Consider the following 18,045-nt stretch of genomic DNA (forward strand, 5'->3'; position numbering starts at 1 on the left):
GAACTGATAATGGAAAGAACATCAAGTCTGCAAAGAACAACAAATGAAACGGATATCTCCCTTTCTCTTTCAATTGACGGAGAAGGGATTTCTGAATTAAATACAGGCGTTCCATTTATGACACATATGCTGGATCTGTTTACTAAGCATGGCCAATTTAATCTATCTGTTGCGGCGATTGGAGATACAGAGATTGATGGCCATCATACCACAGAAGATATCGGTATTTGTCTCGGACAGGCATTCAGAGAAGCATTAGGCGATAAAAGAGGAATCAAGCGCTATGGTCAGGCAATGGTTCCGATGGATGAAGCTCTTGCTCAGGTTGTCGTTGATTTAAGCAACCGTCCTCACTTTGAACTTAAAGGCGAATTTCCAAGTTCTACAGTAGGAAACTTTGACACGGAGCTTGTGCATGAATTTCTCTGGAAGTTTGCTCTTGAAGCGCGGATCAATCTTCACGTCATCGTTCACTACGGCCGAAACACCCATCACATGATTGAAGCTGTTTTCAAAGCTTTAGGCAGAGCGCTTGACGAGGCATCAACAATTGATCCGCGGATTAAAGGAGTCCCATCTACGAAGGGAATGTTATAAATGATCGGAATTATTGATTATGGCATGGGGAATTTGTACAGCGTGAGCAAAGCGCTTGAGCGCTTGAATATCGGCTATTTTATTTCAGAAAACCCTGAAGAGCTTGAAAAAGCAGATGGCTATATTCTTCCCGGAGTTGGTTCCTTTAAGGATGCAATGGCGATTTTAAATGAAACAAAACTAACGGGTTATATTCAAAAAGTTGCAAGTGAAGGAAAGCCGTTGCTTGGTATTTGTTTAGGGATGCAATTATTATTTGATTCCAGTGAAGAAAATGGTTTCACCGAAGGGCTCTCTCTTTTAAAAGGGAGTGTCGTGCATTTCCCGGCAGATCTGATGAAAAAAGAGCAGCTGAAGGTGCCGCATATGGGATGGAATCGATTACTCATGCACCAGCAGAGCGATCTTCTAGAAGGTCTGGAAGAAGGCTATTCCTATTTCGTGCATTCTTACTATGTGAAGGCTGAAAAGAGCAGCACCGTCATTGCAAGTGCAGACTATGGTGTTGATGTTCCGGCAGTTGTTGGTGAGAAAAATATATTCGGCACGCAATTTCATCCTGAAAAAAGCAGTCACTTAGGCATAGGCATTTTGAGAAACTTCGTAAAAATCGTTGAAGAAAAGGTGAAATCATGAGTGAATTTATTATATATCCTGCAATCGATATGCGCGGAGGGAAATGTGTCCGGCTTATACAAGGCGATTATGCAAAAGAAACAATTTACGGCGATTCACCTTACGAGATGGCAAAAGTATTTGCTGATAAAGGGGCGAAATGGATTCACATGGTGGATCTTGATGGAGCTAAAGCCGGTAAAAGAGTCAATGACAATCATGTTCTTGAAGTCGCTGAAAAGCTGAATGTAAACGTTCAGATAGGCGGAGGGATCCGGACGGAGGAAGACGTGGAGTATTACCTTTCAAATGGGGTATCCCGCGTTATTCTAGGAAGCTCTGCCATCTCAAATCCTGATTTTGTGAAGAAAATGCTTGCGAAATACGGAAGCAAAATAGCAATTGGGATAGATGCAAAGGATGGCTATGTTTCTACTGAAGGATGGATTGAGACGTCAACAGTAAAGACTGCTGATCTTGGCGTGGAGCTTGCTGCTGCAGGTGCTGAGGTGTTTATATTCACCGATATCGCCACAGACGGCATGCTTTCAGGACCCAACATTGAAGCTGTGTGCGAAATGGCGAAGGCTACCGGCAAAGATGTGATTGCATCAGGCGGAGTCAGCTCTCTGACTGATTTGGTGGAGCTTGCTGCTTTTCAAAAAGAAGGAGTGGCAGGCGCAATCGTGGGAAAAGCGCTCTATACAAATCAATTTGATCTTGCACAGGCCTTAGAAGAGGTGGCGCGGGCATGATTACAAAACGGATCATTCCTTGTCTTGATGTAAAAGACGGCAGGGTGGTAAAAGGGATTCAATTTTTAGGGCTGAGAGATGCAGGAGACCCTGTTGAGCTTGCCACCTTCTATGACAAAGAGGGCGCAGATGAGCTTGTCTTTTTGGATATATCAGCTTCTCATGAAGGAAGAAAAACAATGGTGGATGTAGTTGAACGAGTTGCAGCGCAGCTTGCGATTCCATTTACAGTGGGGGGCGGCATCAATTCGCTTTCCGATATGAAAAAAATACTTCGTGCAGGTGCCGATAAAGTATCTGTCAATACATCAGCAGTATTGCGCCCCGAACTGATTTCAGAGGGTGCGCGGTTCTTTGGTTCCCAGTGCATTGTTGTTGCCATTGATGCAAGGTTTGATGAAGAAAGCGGCAGTTATAAGGTATACACTCACGGCGGAAGAAAAGAAACAGAGTGGGAAGTGACAGACTGGGCCAGGGAAGCTGTTAAGCGCGGCGCGGGCGAAATTCTGCTCACAAGCATGAACAGCGACGGTGAAAAAAGCGGATTTGATCTTGCTTTAAATAAAATGGTCAGTGGATCTGTTTCCGTTCCGGTCATCGCATCAGGCGGTGCGGGAAACGCTGAACATTTCGCAGAGGCATTCATGGAAGGCAAAGCGGATGCTGCTCTTGCCGCTTCGATTTTCCACTATAAAGAAACATCAGTGAAAGAAGTAAAAGACTACTTAAAAACGCAGGGAGTGAATGTCAGATGAATCTGCAATCCGTAAAGTTTGATCAAAATGGCTTAGTCCCTGCAATCGTTCAGGATGCCGTCAGCAAAGAAGTTCTAACTTTAGCCTATATGAATGAAGAGTCGCTGCAAAAAACAATTGAAACAAAAGAAACATGGTTTTACAGCCGTTCCAGACAGGAGCTTTGGAACAAAGGGGCAACTTCCGGCAATACCCAGGAGGTTGTTGGCTTAAAATACGACTGCGATCAGGATGCCTTGCTTGTATTGGTGAAGCCTGCGGGTCCTGCGTGCCACACGGGCTCTTACTCTTGTTTTTCAGAAAATGTGTTTGGCGATTCTAGACAATCCCCACCAGACCGCTTTGAAATCCTTAACACCTTGGAACAATTGATCGCAGAACGTGAGGCAGAAATGCCTGAAGGCTCTTATACAACGTATCTGTTCACAGAAGGCATCGATAAAATCCTGAAAAAAGTGGGAGAAGAAGCATCAGAAGTTATCATCGCCGCTAAGAACCGCGACGCGGATGAACTCAAATGGGAAGCGGCGGACCTATTGTTCCACTTAATGGTGCTGCTCCGAGAACAAAAGCTTCCACTGGATGAAGTACTGAATGTATTGGAAGAGCGTCATTTACCGAAATAGTAGTGGAAGAGTCCTCGTTTTGAGGGCTTTTTTGTCGTTAAAGAAATTATAAAAGTTAATAGGTTGTGGATAATGAAAAAAAGTTATCTGCGTCAAGCGTAAGCGCCTAGATCCTCGCTCAGAACGAATTCCCAAAAAAAGTCGGGACCGGACCTTTCTGTCAAATTCTTATCTGCCTGCCGGAGCGGGCCTTGGCGTCTGTACTTTTGTTCTGTTTTGGCACTTGTTAAGCGATGGAATGTTAGGAATCTGTTTTGAATGGTGAAAAATTTCTACCTAGATTGGATAGTGAGCCGCAATTTTGAGTGAACTTAACAGTTACTTGCCAGAATCGCACTTTTACTTGCCGAAACAGCTTCTTTACTGTCGAAAACCAGTGAAATACTATCCGTTCTTGAGGATTTACTTTCTTTTTTCCAAATCACTCCCAGTGTATCGGATTAGTTTGTTATGTTCTCTCCTTGGAAAATTGTATCAATACTGAAAATGGACCTGATCTGTCAGTGTGCCAACCCCAACCCCAAATCTAACACAACTATTTCCTTCCATCCCGTTTGCCGCACCGCCGATTTGCCTAAGCTAAGACCATGTGCATAAGGCAATATTCTTGTTTTAACTGGGCTCTTTTCGTAAATATTGCTGCTGCCAGACCTAAATGTTAAAAACCTTGAGCGGAAAGGAACGGACAACATTTGTAATGAAAAACAACAATCCATGCGAAAACAGCCTTTATCTAAGTGTTTTATAAATTTTTACCATTCCTATTGTCGTACTTCCCCAGTGTGGTATACTAACCTACGGCAGAAGTAAAGAAATGGAGGATTTCAGTGGGAAAACAATCAAGTAACACTAAGCAAAAAGCGCAGATTGTCCCTTTCTTCCAAGACGGACAGTACTTTTACCGTAAGGGCATGAAAGCCTATCGGGAACGCGATCTTTTAAGAGCGAGCAAGTGGATACAGCGTGCGATTCAGCTTGAGCCGAATCATATTGTCATGCTCAGCCAGCTTGCAGCCATTTATACCGAGCTTGGAAAATACCAGCAATCTAATGAGCTTTTAACATACATTCTTAAGAATATTGATAAAGATTTGACGGAATGCCATTACTTTATGGCGAATAATTACGCACATTTAGGTCTCTTTCATGAAGCCTACAAATGCGCTATCCAATATCAGACAAAAGAGCCGAATGGCGAGTTCATCGAAGAAACAGAAGATCTCCTTGATTTGCTGACGATTGAAGGGGCAGATGAAGAGGATCCTTTTTTAGATTCAGATGAATTGATTGTCAAGCAGGATGCTGCAAAATCCCTTTTGGAAAATGGGAAATTAGAAGAGGCCATTTCCTTGTTAAAAGAAATCGTCACGGATTTTCCGGAATTCTGGTCTGCTTACAACAACTTGTCATTAGCTTATTTTTACATGGGCGACGTTCAGCAGGCGAAAGATTATTTAGATATGGTGCTAGACAAAAATCCGGGCAATCTCCATGCGCTATGCAATCTTCTCGTGTTCTACTACTATGAACGGCAGGATGATAAAGTGGAAGAATTGGCGCAAAGACTTGGACTCATCTATCCGATCCTTTTTGAACACCGCTATAAGCTTGGTGCGACTTTTGCATTGGTCGGACAATATGAGCTTGCCTTTAAATGGCTCAGAGCCATCTACAGACAAGGTTTTGACGGGGATGATACCTTCTTTTACTGGCTTTCCTATTCGGCTTATTTTACCGGAAAAGAAGAACTTGCCAGAACAAGCTGGGATCGGGTGATTGAAATCAATCCGGAAAAAGCCGGTTCAGAACCATGGAAGTCGGATAAGAAATCAGTGGAACGCCCAATGACGATGCCGATTGAAGAGCGTCTGCTTGCGATTTTTTTGGCAGCTGAAACAAAGCAGCTTGATCAGATTCAATTCTTCCAATCAGCGAAAGTTCCTCAATCAGTCTTCGAAAGAGAGTTTATGGATCTTGCAATTGCGCATGTTAATGGAGAGATTAAAAAAAGTGTCTCTGAGAAATCAAAGTTCACCTACCAGGCAGCGCAAGTTCTGTTTGAAAACAATAAAACCCTGAACGAAGGACTTTATTTGTTCTTCTTTAAAACAGCGTTAAAAGCAAAAAGAGAAGAGATGCCGCTTAAAAACCACCTTGCATGGGCCGGAGCTTTGGAATACGTGTGGAAAAAAGAAAATGGATATAAAGTGACGCAGACAGAGCTTGCGAAGCAATACTCCATTTCAGGCAAAACTCTCTCAAAGTACTCAGCTTTCATCAAGAACTTATGGACGTGAGCAAAAAAATGGCATGAAGCTCTATTCTTTTATAGGATAAGAGTATGGGAAACGAGATCTCCCGTAAACAATCATTGTTGTGAACACAAGGAGTGAAGAACGATGTCTGAGGAAAAAATTTACGATGTGATTATAGCTGGTGCAGGTCCTGCCGGAATGACAGCTGCTGTTTATACATCCAGAGCAAACCTTTCTACTTTAATGATAGAGCGCGGTGTTCCTGGAGGACAAATGGCCAATACAGAGGACGTTGAAAACTATCCTGGTTTTGACCATATTCTTGGACCTGATTTATCAACAAAAATGTTTGATCATGCGAAAAAATTCGGTGCTGAATATGCATACGGAGATATAAAAGAAATTATTGACGGCGAAGAATACAAAACCGTTGTGGCTGGAAGCAAACAATACAAAGCACGTTCTATCATTATTTCAACTGGTGCCGAGTACAAGAAAATCGGCGTTCCGGGAGAAAAAGAACTTGGCGGCCGCGGAGTTTCTTACTGTGCAGTATGTGACGGCGCATTCTTTAAAAACAAAGAGCTTATCGTTATTGGCGGAGGCGACTCTGCAGTAGAAGAAGGCGTTTATTTAACACGATTCGCATCTAAAGTAACAATTGTCCACAGACGCGATGAGCTTCGTGCACAGAAAATTCTTCAGCAGCGCGCATTTGATAATGAGAAAGTAGATTTCATCTGGAATCATACGATTAAAGAAATCAACGAAAAAGACGGCAAGGTCGGCAGTGCAACACTTGTAAACACTCAAACAGGCGAAGAGACTGAAATGAGTGCGGACGGTGTCTTCATTTATATCGGAATGCTGCCTCTTTCAAAACCGTTTGCATCTATTGGCATTACAAACGAAAACGGATATATTGAAACGAATGAGCGCATGGAAACGAAGGTGCCTGGCATCTTTGCAGCAGGCGATATCCGCGAAAAATCATTGCGTCAAATCGTCACAGCTACAGGCGATGGCTCAATTGCAGCACAAAGTGCCCAGCATTTTGTAGAAGAGTTAATGGAAAAAATCAAAGCCCGCAGCTGATTTTCGCTAATGCTTTAAAGAGTTAACAAAAACGTAACTCGGTTTTAACTAACCTGTAACACCACTGAAATAATAATGAGGTATTATAAAAATAGTAATTGACCCCCTTTTATAAATAAACTTTTGAGTACGGGCGCCCTTTCCCGTACTCCTTTTTTTGTAATAAGATAATCCGCCATGCCTGCGCTTCCGCTTTTCCAGTGTTTATTTTCCTTTGAAACTTTTATCCGAGCAAACACGTATATAAACCACACACATCATTCCATTAAAAAATAAGTCTGTAAGCAGCCTCCGTTCATTGTGAGGTTGTCTTTGAAATAGTATAATAAAAGGTGAGAAAATATGTTTAGACTACCCGAACGAACCCAGAGGTGAAAGACTTTTGCAAAGAGTAACGAATTGCGTTTTGGTACAGGACAATAAAATTCTTCTCCTGCAAAAACCGAGAAGAGGATGGTGGGTGGCGCCTGGCGGAAAAATGGAGCAGGGTGAATCGATTAAAGACACTGTCATCCGAGAATATCGCGAAGAAACAGGCATATATTTAAAAAACCCAAAAATTAAAGGGATCTTCACCTTTATTATTAAAGATGGAAATGAAATTGTGTCAGAGTGGATGATGTTTACATTTTTTGCTACCGAGTTTACAGGTGAGAATGTGGCAGAGTCTGAGGAAGGAAAGCTTAAGTGGCATTCATTAGATGAAGTAAGTGTTCTTCCTATGGCCCCAGGCGATCATCATATACTTGAATTTATGATGAAGGGTGCAGGGCTGATTTATGGCACCTTTACTTACACACCTGATTTTGAACTGCTGGCATATCGATTAGATCCGCAGTAAACGGTTCATTCATTTATATAAAAGCGCGAAAAAGAGAGAGGAGGCAATCTGCATGAGTACAGGCAGTGTTCAGGATATTAAGATGGTGATTATTACAGGCATGTCAGGAGCAGGCAAAACGGTTGCCATTCAAAGCTTTGAAGATCTTGGTTATTTTTGTGTAGACAACCTGCCGCCTAATCTGCTTCCGAAGTTTCTTGAGCTGATGAAGGAATCCGGCTCTAAAATGAACAAAGTTGCACTGGTGATGGATTTGCGGGGACGCGAATTTTTTGAAAGCCTGTTTCAGGCACTGGATGATATGGCGGAAAAGACTTGGATTAATCCTCAAATTCTTTTTCTGGATGCTAAGGATGCTACCCTTGTCACAAGATACAAGGAAACGCGCAGGTCTCATCCATTAGCCACAACAGGTTTGCCTTTAGAAGGCATTAAAAACGAAAGAGAATTGCTTGAAGAGCTGAAAGGCCGCTCGCAGATGATTTTTGACACATCTGAATTGAAGCCTCGTGAACTGAGAGAAAAAATACTGAAGCAGTTTGCGGAAGATGCTGAGCATACTTTCTCGGTAAATGTGCTCTCATTCGGTTTTAAATACGGAGTGCCGATCGATGCTGATTTAGTATTTGATGTCAGGTTCTTGCCGAATCCGCATTATATCGATCATATGAGACCGAAAACAGGCCTTGAAGAGGAAGTTTCCTCATATGTTCTAAAATGGGCAGAGACTCAGAAGTTTTTAGAAAAGGTCCTGGATTTGCTTACTTTCATGCTGCCTTATTATAAAAGAGAAGGAAAAAGCCAGCTTGTCATTGCAATAGGATGCACAGGCGGCCAGCACCGTTCGGTAACACTGGCGGAACACATTGCGAAGCACTACAAAGATGATTATCAGACGCACGTATCACATCGTGATATTGAGCGCAGAAACCGTCATTAGATGACTGATACTGCAAATAGGCCAAAGGTTGTCATAATCGGCGGGGGTACCGGTTTGTCTGTACTATTGCGGGGGTTAAAAGTATACCCTGTAGATATTACAGCAATTGTTACAGTTGCAGATGATGGCGGGAGCTCAGGCCGGCTCCGTGATGAACTCAAAATACCGCCGCCAGGTGACATTCGCAATGTGTTAGCTGCGCTTTCAGATGTTGAGCCGTTAGTAGAAGATTTATTTCAGCATCGTTTTAATAAAGGAAACAGTCTTACAGGCCACTCTCTTGGAAATCTTATCTTGGCAGCGATGACGAATATTACAGGCGACTTTTTCCATGCTGTGAGGGAAATGAGCAAAGTCCTTAATGTGCGCGGAAAAGTTCTGCCTGCTGCAAATCGAAGCGTCGTCCTTCATGCTGAAATGGAGGATGGAACGATTGTTTCAGGAGAATCGAAAATTCCATACTCCGGCAAGAAGATTAAACGTGTCTTTTTATCACCTGAATCCATTGAGCCTCTTGAAGAGACGATCGAAGTGATTCGCCAGGCTGATTTAATTCTCCTGGGTCCGGGAAGCTTGTACACGAGCATCCTGCCGAATCTTCTCGTTCCAAAAATCGGTGATGAGGTCTGCAAGGCGAAAGCGAAAAAGGTTTATATTTGCAATGTAATGACTCAGGCTGGTGAAACCCTTGATTTCACTGCAAGCGATCATGTAAAAGCTTTGAATGAACATATGAAATGCACGTTCATCGATACAATATTAGTGAATGATGAAGAAATTCCTGATATGATGAAAGCATTATATGCAGAAGAACTGGCTAAACCTGTTTATTATGACATTGAAGCATTGCGGGATTTAGGACTCGAAATTGTTCATGACAAGATTGTTTCCTATGAAAATAACGTTATCCGTCATGATACAGTAAAAGTTGCCAAGCTGCTGTATGATATGATCACTTAATTAACAAGGCTTTTTCAGGGAAATTACTGCTTCAGCCTGAAGTTCAGCAGCAATTTATGCGAAAAAGCCAAAAAAATAAAGAGTGCAAACGAATGCATTCATATGGATTGGAGGGTGCAGAAAGATGTCCTTTGCTTCTGAAACAAAAAAAGAATTAACCAACATAGAATCTAAAGCCTGTTGTTTAAAAGCGGAGTTATCTGCACTCATCCGAATGAACGGCTCTCTTTCTTTTTCGAATCGAAAATTAATCCTGGACATTCAAACCGAAAATGCAGCAATAGCTAGAAGAATATATACTCTCTTAAAAAAGCAGTATGACGTTTCTGTCGAGCTGCTTGTGCGGAAGAAAATGCGTTTGAAAAAGAATAACGTCTATATCGTTCGGCTGATAGAAAAAGCTCGTGAAATATTAGAGGACCTTGGAATACTCGGAGAGAACTTTACGTTTGAAAGAAGTATTTCCGAGGAGCTTGTTAAAAAGAAATGCTGCAAGCGATCCTATATAAGGGGTGCATTTTTGGCAGGAGGATCGGTTAATAATCCGGAGACTTCATCCTATCATTTAGAGATTTTTTCATTATATAAAGAGCACAATGACTCTCTGTGTGAACTAATGAATTCCTTCCATTTAAACAGCAAAACGCTCGAACGGAAAAAAGGATACATTACCTATTTGAAGGAAGCAGAAAAAATATCTGATTTTCTCAGTATCATCGGGGGACATCAGGCACTTCTCCGCTTTGAAGATGTGCGGATTGTCCGCGATATGAGAAACTCCGTCAACCGTCTCGTCAATTGTGAAACCGCTAACTTAAACAAAACAATTGGAGCAGCCATACGCCAAGTCGAGAATATTAAATTCATCGATGAAAAAATGGGTCTTGAAGCACTGCCCGACAAATTAAGCGAAATTGCACGTCTTCGGGTAGAGTATCAGGATGTAACGCTTAAAGAATTGGGTGAAATGGTTTTAAGCGGAAAAATCAGCAAGTCAGGCATCAATCACCGCCTGAGAAAGCTTGACGAAATTGCAGAACAACTAAGAAATGGCCAGCCGGTAACGATCAAATAACAAGGGGAAAGAAGAGGGGATCCACATGGTTGAGAAACAGGTTGAAGTTCGTTTGAAGACAGGCTTACAAGCCCGTCCCGCAGCACTATTTGTACAAGAGGCTAATCGTTATTCATCAGACATCTTTTTAGAGAAAGACGGGAAAAAGGTGAATGCGAAGAGCATCATGGGGTTAATGAGTCTTGCAATCAGCACGGGCTCAGTGGTTACTCTTATCGCAGAAGGCCACGACGAGTCAGAAGCTTTAGAAGTTTTAACTCAATATGTGAAGCAAGAAGCATAAAACGGCCTTTGGCCGTTTTTTTTGCTTAATTAGAAGACAGCTGAGCGGATTTAATGGATTTGACTGTCAAAACTGTTCGAATTATTAGAGGAAATCGGCTTCATCGCACAAAAAAGCAGAACGACCCTTGGTCGTTCTGCTGTGTCTGATTATTTTTTATCAGGCAATGTATTGCGAGTCATCACTTTATCAATCAAGCCGTACTCAAGAGCACGTTCTGCCGTCATGAAGTTGTCGCGGTCTGTATCGCGAGCGATCACTTCGATTGGCTGGCCAGTGCGGTCAGCAAGAATTTGATTCAGCTTATCACGCAAGAACAAGATGCGTTTTGCAGCGATCTCAATTTCAGTTGCCTGACCTTGAGCTCCGCCAAGAGGCTGATGAATCATAACTTCACTGTTTGGAAGAGCATAGCGTTTGCCTTTAGCGCCTGCTGCAAGGAGGAATGCTCCCATTGAAGCGGCCATACCAATGCAGATTGTTGATACTTGCGGTTTAATGAACTGCATTGTATCGTAAATCGCCATACCGGCTGTAATCGAACCGCCAGGGCTGTTAATGTAGATAGAGATGTCTTTCTCTGGATCTTCAGCTTCCAAGAATAAAAGCTGTGATACAATTGAGTTTGCCACGTTATCGTCAATTCCGCTTCCAAGCATGATAATGCGGTCTTTTAAAAGACGTGAATAAATGTCATATGCACGTTCACCGCGGTTCGTTTGTTCAATAACTGTAGGGATTAAATTCATCGTATTTCCTCCTTTTAAATAAAGGTAAATTTTATGTACTCTCATCATACAACTATGGTCAATAAAGGTCAAACGAAACGCTGTTCTTTGATGCTTTTTCTTGCACTTAATTGACGGATTTGTCTGGCAGAGCTAAACGGAAAATTTCGCATTACACGGTGTCCAGCTCCACCTCCTAGTCCCTCGGCCAGAACAAATTCCCCCAAAAAGTCAAACCCGGACTTTTCGGGTGAATTCTTATCTGTCTGTCGGGCCTGACCAGTCGGTTCCGCTTTTCTATGTATATGTCCCAATTGCCGACTGTAACCATGTTACCCAATTATTCTTTTTTTCAAACGGGAGGAGCGCGGCTTGCTGGCCCTTTTTTGCATGTCTCGTAGTTCAAAGTTCTGCCGAAACTTTTATAACGTATGTATTCGGCAGGCTCTTCAAAAAATCCTTTATATTCCGTTCAACTGCCTGCTGTCTTTAAGGCAAGAAAGGTATATTGCCCGGTTTTCTTCAGTAATTTACTCAGGTCCAAAAATACCGCTTGATACATGTGCTGGTTTTATCGTATAATAGCGCTACTGACTAATAAACTTTTTTATGCGCTCGTAGCTCAGTTGGATAGAGCGGTGGTTTCCGGTACCACGTCTGTCGGAGGTTCGAATCCTCTCGAGCGCGTCACTTTTAGAAAGAGCTGGTTCTCATAACCAGCTCTTTCTTTTTTATTGTTCCGTGATAAAATTGACTAAAAAGAGTTTAAGCTATTGCAAGAAAGCCCAACATGACCAAATAATAATGAAAAAAAGCCCCGCCAGGTTAACCTGGCGGGGCATGTTTGAATGGAATTAGAAATAATATGTAAGAGTCCAGTAAGCCGCACTGGACAAGAAGTGTATATTGCCGTGCTTGACGACTCAACATTTCCTATTGTAAGGCATGAATCACATTTTGTGAACAGGTAAATTTTTCAATTATTTATAGATTTGATCGTATTGTAGGCCTCGTCCAAATTCTGGATCCGTTTTAAAACCACTGAGTTTTTTGTAAGCTGATCCTGAACCAGTGCGGATACGACTGATCGATAATAGCGGTTCATGGCATCAAGCTTCGGAACATGACCTTCATTCTGTTTAATGTGCTCTTTAAAATTTTGCTCAAAGTAGGGCACTGAAAATAACTCACTCATTGATATCTCTCCTTTGAAGTTCTTTCCATACAATGATGGACCGTTTTCGTGTAAAATGAGAAGCAGGGGGAACGAACTATGGATATGAAAGTCGGTTTATTTCAAGAGCAATCATTAAAACTCAATATGACTCAAGAATTAAAGCAAGCGATTACTCTCCTTCAATATTCTTCTATGGAGCTTGCCTCCTATATAGAGGACCTTACCCTTGAAAATCCCCTCATCGAATTAAAAGAAAAGCCTGAATCAGGCGTATTGTATCATACCTCATCACGGACAAAAATGACAAGTTCATCAAAGAACAGCGATATGATTGAAAACGTATCGAGTCTTGGGACGACACTGCAGCAGCATTTGGAAGCACAGCTGCTTGGAATGAAGCTGACTCCATCAGAAAAGCGTACTCTTCATATTCTGATACAGGCTCTTGATCCTAACGGGTACATAGAGGCGGACCTTAGTGTGCTTTCCGACAAATTCAATTTAAGTGCTGATGAGTTAAATCAGCAGCTGACCGTCTTGCAAAAGCTAGACCCGGCAGGAGTAGGAGCAAGGAATCTGCAGGAATGCATTTCCATTCAGCTTGCAAGGCTGCCCAAACGAAATAAAACAGCCGAATTAATTGTGAACGACTATTTCTACTTATTCGCGGAAAAATCATGGAAAGAGCTTGCAAAAAAAACAAAGCTTGATTTGAAAGAAATTCAAAACGTCCAGGATTTCATAAAAACGCTGCATCCTCGCCCTGGACTTGCCTATCATCACGTTCATGATAACTATATTGTTCCTGAGCTGACCGTAGCTAAAGTTCACGGGGAATGGCAAGTTATGTACAACGATGACATTTCTCCAAAGGTGGCCGTCAACTCTGCCTATGAATCTAATTTTTCTTCTATAGAAGATTCAGAAGTAAAGCATTATCTGTCTGCAAAGCTCAATCAATGCAGATGGCTGATTAAAACGCTCAATCAGCGGAAAGAGACAATGATGAAAGTAATGAAAGAAATTGTCCGGAGACAAACGGACTTTTTCGAAAAAGGCGAATTATTCATGAAACCGCTGACATTAAAGGTGATTGCTGATGCAATTGAAGTTCACGAATCTACTGTCAGCCGGACAGTTAGGGAAAAGTATGTTCAGACTCCTCATGGACTATATGAGCTGAAGTTTTTTTTCTCGAATGGTTTAGAGCAATCTTCACAGGAGATTACTTCTTCAACTGTAAAAACGATCATAGAACAAATGATCGAAAAGGAAGATAAGCTTGCGCCGCTGTCCGATCAGAAAATTGTATCCAAGCTTGCTGTTGATCATCAAATCGATGTATCAAGAAGAACGGTGGCTAAATACAGGGATCAGTTAGGCATTGCCTCGTCTTCTGCAAGAAAACGATATTAGGATGTGTATATAGGATGCTTTTAAAAATATATTCGAGAACCAGCTGTCCTCTTTGTGTGGAAGCTCTAGAGGAGCTTGAAAAGCTGAAAGAGAGCATGGATATAGAAATCGAGGTCGTTGATATTTACAGCGACGATGCTCTGCTTGAACAGTATCAGCTAATGATTCCTGTCGTTGAATATGAGGGAATGGTGCTTGGATACGGTAAAATTAAAAAAGATTTTATAAGAAAGCGGTTACTTGATAAAAAGCAAGAAACAATAGTTGAATAAGCATTTTCACCCTGCTAAAATGAAAATATAGCAGGGATGATTTTTTTTAGGGATAGTGGGACATAATACGTCATAGAGGGACACTTTTCGTCCCGTAGGATTTAATGGTTAAGGAAGTATTCACATCTGTGTCTAGTTCCAGCGCCTAACTCCTCGGTCAGTACTGCTCTGCCGGAGCTGACCAAGGCGCTTCCGCTTTTCTATTTGAAAGGGAATTTGTAAATGAGGTCAATTATAGAAGTCCAAAAAAAATTATTGCCTGATCTGCTTCAAGTTATGCAAAAACGTTATCAGATCCTTCAGTATATACGACTAATGCAGCCAATCGGACGTCGAAGTCTTTCATCTAGTCTCGGGATCAGTGAACGGGTTTTAAGAGGGGAAGTACAGTTTTTGAAAGATCAGAATCTGATCGATATTTTTTCCTCTGGCATGACATTAACGAAGGAAGGATCATCTCTGTTAAGAATTCTCGAAGAAACGATGAAAGATGTTTTAGGTTTAACGTTTTTGGAAAATACATTAAAGGAACGTTTAAATCTTAAAAACGTTATCGTCGTATCCGGAGACAGCGATCAGTTCTCATGGGTAAAGAAAGAAATGGGCAGAGCCTGTGTCGCATGCATAAAAGAGCGGCTTATAGGGGAAAATATCGTCGCTGTCACTGGTGGCACAACCATTGCCGCTGTCGCTGAAATGATGACGCCGGACAGTAAAAATCGCGAACAGCTGTATGTACCTGCCAGAGGCGGGCTTGGGGAAAATGTAGAAAACCAGGCCAATACAATCTGTGCAAAGATGGCTGAGAGAGCGATGGGAAACTACCGACTGCTTCACGTTCCAGATCAGTTAAGCAAGGAAGCCTATCTCTCTATTATTGAGGAACCGTCGATTAAAGAGCTGCTTATGCTCATCAAATCTTCAAGTATGGTTGTTCATGGAATAGGAGACGCTAAGACAATGGCGGAACGCCGCAAAACGAAGCCTGATGATTACATAAAAATAGAGCAGGGTCAGGCAGTTGCAGAAGCGTTCGGGTATTATTTCAACCAGGAAGGCGAAGTTGTTCATAAAGTGCAGACAGTAGGTATGCAGCTGAACGACCTGGAAAAGATTCAAAACGTCATCGCAGTAGCTGGCGGAGCTTCAAAGGCCAAGGCAATCCGGGCTTACCTGAAGCAGGCAGCCGATTCCATTCTTATCACGGATGAAGGCGCCGCGAAAGAGTTAATAAGGGAACTTAATCCCTAATTATATAGTTTTTAAAAAAATCTCTCACTTATTTAAAGGAGGAAATTTCAACATGGCAGTAAAAATTGGTATTAACGGTTTTGGACGTATCGGACGTAACGTATTCCGTGCAGCACTTAAAAATCCTAACGTGGACGTTGTAGCGGTTAACGACTTAACAGACGCTAACATGCTTGCTCACCTTTTAAAATATGACTCAATTCATGGCAGATTAGATGCTGACGTGAAAGTAGACGGAAACAACCTTGTTGTTGACGGCAAAACAATCCAAGTGTCAGCAGAGCGCGATCCTGCGAAATTATCTTGGGGCGAGCGCGGAGTAGAAGTAGTTGTTGAATCAACTGGTTTCTTCACTAAGCGTGCAGATGCTGCTAAGCACTTAGAAGCTGGCGCTAAAAAAGTTATCATCTCTGCTCCTGCAACAGATGAAGACATCACAATCGTTATGGGTGTTAACCATGACAAATATGACGCTGCAAGCCACGATGTTATCTCAAATGCATCATGTACTACTAACTGCTTAGCGCCTTTTGCTAAAGTATTAAACGACAAATTCGGCATCAAACGCGGTATGATGACAACTGTTCACTCATATACAAACGATCAGCAAATTCTTGACTTGCCGCACAAAGACTACCGTCGTGCTCGTGCAGCAGCTGAAAACATCATCCCTACTTCTACTGGAGCAGCTAAAGCAGTTTCTCTAGTATTGCCTGAGCTTAAAGGTAAATTAAACGGCGGAGCTATGCGTGTTCCAACTCCAAACGTTTCTTTAGTAGACTTAGTTGCTGAGCTTGACACTAACGTAACAGCTGAAGAAGTAAATGCAGCATTCAAAGAAGCTTCTGAAGGCGCATTAAAAGGAATTCTTAACTACAGCGAAGAGCCGTTAGTTTCTGGAGACTACAATGGCGACCCAGCTTCTTCTACTATTGATGCTTTATCAACAATGGTTATGGAAGACAGCATGGTAAAAGTAATCTCTTGGTATGACAATGAGTCTGGCTACTCTAACCGTGTAGTAGACCTAGTTGATTACATCGCTTCTAAAGGTCTTTAATCCTTAAGTCTCCCGAGACTTGGATTACAACCAAAACTAAGGTTATAATGAATGCAAAGGGGAAGGGGAATACAAGGCCCCCTCCCTTTTGCTTTGTATGCCATACCATTCCAATTAAAGGAGGAATTCCTGAAGATGAACAAAAAGTCAGTAAAAGACATCGAGGTAAAAGGGAAAGTTGTCTTCTGCCGTGTAGACTTCAACGTACCGATGAAAGATGGCCAAGTAACAGATGACACACGCATTCGTGCAGCAATACCTACTATTCAGTACTTAACAGAGCAAGGTGCAAAGGTTCTATTAGCAAGCCATTTAGGCCGTCCAAAAGGACAAGTTGTTGAGGAGCTTCGTTTAAACGCAGTTGCAGAGCGTCTTCAAGAATTACTTGGCAAAAATGTAGCGAAAGCAGACGAAGCTTATGGCGACTCTGTAAAAGCTGAAATCTCTAAAATGCAGGAAGGCGACATACTTCTATTAGAAAACGTTCGTTTCTACCCTGGTGAAGAGAAAAATGATCCTGAGCTTGCAAAAGCATTCGCTGAGCTTGCTGATGTCTATGTAAATGACGCATTCGGAGCAGCACACCGTGCACACGCTTCAACTGCAGGCATTGCAGACCACATTCCGGCTGTAGCAGGATTCCTATTGGAAAAAGAATTAGAAGTATTGGGCAAAGCATTATCAAACCCGGAGCGTCCGTTCACAGCAATTATCGGCGGAGCTAAAGTAAAAGACAAAATTGGTGTCATCGATCACCTCTTAGATAAAGTAGACAACATCATCATCGGCGGCGGACTTGCTTATACATTCATTAAAGCATTGGGCCACGAGGTTGGAAAATCTCTTCTTGAAGAAGATAAAGTTGAGCTTGCTAAATCGTTCATGGATAAAGCGAAGAAAAATGGCGTTAACTTCTACATGCCTGTTGACGTAGTTGTCGCGGATGATTTTTCAAATGATGCAAACATTAAAGTTGTGCCGATCGACAGCATTCCAAGTGATTGGGAAGGCTTAGATGCAGGTCCGAAATCCCGTGAAATCTATGCAGATGTTATTAAGAATTCAAAGCTTGTGATCTGGAACGGACCGCTTGGCGTATTTGAATTAGATGCATTTGCAGAGGGTACAAAGTCTGTGGCTGTAGCACTTTCAGAAGCAAAAGATACATACACAGTCATCGGCGGCGGAGATTCTGCAGCTGCAGTAGAAAAATTCAACATGGCAGACAAAATGGATCACATTTCAACAGGCGGCGGAGCATCTCTTGAATTCATGGAAGGCAAAGAGCTTCCAGGAGTTGTCGCTTTAAACGATAAATAAGTTCTTTTACAAAATAGAAGCTGT

Annotated in this window: 19 protein-coding genes and 1 tRNA gene; 18 read left to right on the forward strand and 2 right to left on the reverse strand. The window is 42.1% G+C overall.

The genetic code is table 11. The features are described from left to right. Positions 1-9 precede the first annotated feature (9 nt). From hisB to GJU41_RS10495, 12 genes are all read left to right on the forward strand, one after another. Positions 10-597, forward strand: a complete 588-nt coding sequence (gene hisB, locus GJU41_RS10440) for an imidazoleglycerol-phosphate dehydratase HisB (protein WP_070876445.1) — start codon at positions 10-12, stop codon at positions 595-597. Next, entirely contained in the window at positions 598-1,233 is a 636-nt protein-coding gene (hisH, locus tag GJU41_RS10445) for an imidazole glycerol phosphate synthase subunit HisH (RefSeq protein ID WP_070876444.1), read from the forward strand. Further along, positions 1,230-1,967 carry a 1-(5-phosphoribosyl)-5-[(5-phosphoribosylamino)methylideneamino]imidazole-4-carboxamide isomerase gene (gene hisA, locus GJU41_RS10450; protein WP_154318564.1) on the forward strand — a complete coding sequence of 246 codons (738 nt, stop codon included), beginning with the start codon at positions 1,230-1,232 and terminating at the stop codon, positions 1,965-1,967. Before hisH ends, hisA begins: the two co-directional genes overlap by 4 nt. Further along, positions 1,964-2,722 carry an imidazole glycerol phosphate synthase subunit HisF gene (hisF, locus tag GJU41_RS10455; RefSeq protein ID WP_154318565.1) on the forward strand — a complete coding sequence of 253 codons (759 nt, stop codon included), beginning with the start codon at positions 1,964-1,966 and terminating at the stop codon, positions 2,720-2,722. Before hisA ends, hisF begins: the two co-directional genes overlap by 4 nt. Beyond that, positions 2,719-3,348, forward strand: coding sequence for a bifunctional phosphoribosyl-AMP cyclohydrolase/phosphoribosyl-ATP diphosphatase HisIE (gene hisIE, locus GJU41_RS10460; protein ID WP_154318566.1), 630 nt, complete (start codon positions 2,719-2,721; stop codon positions 3,346-3,348). Before hisF ends, hisIE begins: the two co-directional genes overlap by 4 nt. An 827-nt stretch (positions 3,349-4,175) precedes the next feature. Beyond that, complete coding sequence (locus GJU41_RS10465) at positions 4,176-5,645, forward strand: tetratricopeptide repeat protein (protein ID WP_170292770.1); 1,470 nt, start codon at positions 4,176-4,178, stop codon at positions 5,643-5,645. A gap of 102 nt (positions 5,646-5,747) precedes the next feature. Continuing rightward, positions 5,748-6,698 (forward strand): thioredoxin-disulfide reductase, encoded by a 951-nt coding sequence (gene trxB / locus GJU41_RS10470; protein ID WP_070876438.1) that lies wholly within the window; start codon positions 5,748-5,750, stop codon positions 6,696-6,698. 382 nt (positions 6,699-7,080) lie between these two features. Further along, entirely contained in the window at positions 7,081-7,539 is a 459-nt protein-coding gene (locus GJU41_RS10475) for an 8-oxo-dGTP diphosphatase (protein WP_070876437.1), read from the forward strand. Positions 7,540-7,591: 52 nt separating this feature from the next. Next, positions 7,592-8,479, forward strand: a complete 888-nt coding sequence (gene rapZ, locus GJU41_RS10480; RefSeq protein ID WP_070876436.1) for an RNase adapter RapZ — start codon at positions 7,592-7,594, stop codon at positions 8,477-8,479. Continuing rightward, entirely contained in the window at positions 8,480-9,439 is a 960-nt protein-coding gene (locus GJU41_RS10485; RefSeq protein ID WP_070876435.1) for a gluconeogenesis factor YvcK family protein, read from the forward strand. A 124-nt stretch (positions 9,440-9,563) separates the two neighbouring features. Beyond that, positions 9,564-10,514, forward strand: a complete 951-nt coding sequence (whiA, locus tag GJU41_RS10490; protein WP_070876434.1) for a DNA-binding protein WhiA — start codon at positions 9,564-9,566, stop codon at positions 10,512-10,514. A 25-nt stretch (positions 10,515-10,539) separates the two neighbouring features. Beyond that, the gene (locus GJU41_RS10495) at positions 10,540-10,797 is read left to right on the forward strand and encodes an HPr family phosphocarrier protein (protein WP_070876432.1); all 258 of its coding nucleotides are present in this window, start codon (positions 10,540-10,542) and stop codon (positions 10,795-10,797) included. 149 nt (positions 10,798-10,946) lie between these two features. On the opposite strand, the gene clpP is transcribed toward GJU41_RS10495, so the two are convergent. After that, on the reverse strand, positions 10,947-11,546 hold the full coding sequence (gene clpP / locus GJU41_RS10500; RefSeq protein ID WP_070876430.1) for an ATP-dependent Clp endopeptidase proteolytic subunit ClpP: 600 nt from the start codon (positions 11,544-11,546) through the stop codon (positions 10,947-10,949). Between the two features lie 590 nt (positions 11,547-12,136). Here clpP and GJU41_RS10505 point away from each other — a divergent pair. Beyond that, positions 12,137-12,212 (forward strand) — tRNA-Arg (locus tag GJU41_RS10505). A 289-nt stretch (positions 12,213-12,501) separates the two neighbouring features. Here GJU41_RS10505 and yvfG read toward each other — a convergent pair. Beyond that, positions 12,502-12,720, reverse strand: a complete 219-nt coding sequence (gene yvfG, locus GJU41_RS10510; RefSeq protein ID WP_070878068.1) for a protein YvfG — start codon at positions 12,718-12,720, stop codon at positions 12,502-12,504. 78 nt (positions 12,721-12,798) lie between these two features. Here yvfG and rpoN point away from each other — a divergent pair, with 78 nt between their 5' ends. The 5 genes from rpoN to GJU41_RS10535 all read left to right on the forward strand — a co-directional run bounded on the left by rpoN (position 12,799) and on the right by GJU41_RS10535 (position 18,021). Further along, on the forward strand, positions 12,799-14,118 hold the full coding sequence (gene rpoN / locus GJU41_RS10515) for an RNA polymerase factor sigma-54 (RefSeq protein ID WP_070878070.1): 1,320 nt from the start codon (positions 12,799-12,801) through the stop codon (positions 14,116-14,118). A gap of 14 nt (positions 14,119-14,132) precedes the next feature. Further along, positions 14,133-14,390, forward strand: a complete 258-nt coding sequence (locus tag GJU41_RS10520) for a glutaredoxin family protein (RefSeq protein WP_070878071.1) — start codon at positions 14,133-14,135, stop codon at positions 14,388-14,390. Positions 14,391-14,612: 222 nt separating this feature from the next. After that, on the forward strand, positions 14,613-15,641 hold the full coding sequence (locus GJU41_RS10525) for a sugar-binding transcriptional regulator (RefSeq protein WP_154318567.1): 1,029 nt from the start codon (positions 14,613-14,615) through the stop codon (positions 15,639-15,641). 52 nt (positions 15,642-15,693) lie between these two features. Beyond that, positions 15,694-16,701 carry a type I glyceraldehyde-3-phosphate dehydrogenase gene (gene gap, locus GJU41_RS10530; RefSeq protein ID WP_070878074.1) on the forward strand — a complete coding sequence of 336 codons (1,008 nt, stop codon included), beginning with the start codon at positions 15,694-15,696 and terminating at the stop codon, positions 16,699-16,701. Between the two features lie 135 nt (positions 16,702-16,836). After that, positions 16,837-18,021 carry a phosphoglycerate kinase gene (locus GJU41_RS10535; protein ID WP_070878076.1) on the forward strand — a complete coding sequence of 395 codons (1,185 nt, stop codon included), beginning with the start codon at positions 16,837-16,839 and terminating at the stop codon, positions 18,019-18,021. Positions 18,022-18,045: the final 24 nt, after the last annotated feature.

This window comes from Metabacillus idriensis, assembly GCF_009674765.1.
GTDB classification, from domain to species: Bacteria; Bacillota; Bacilli; order Bacillales; family Bacillaceae; genus Bacillus_P; species Bacillus_P idriensis.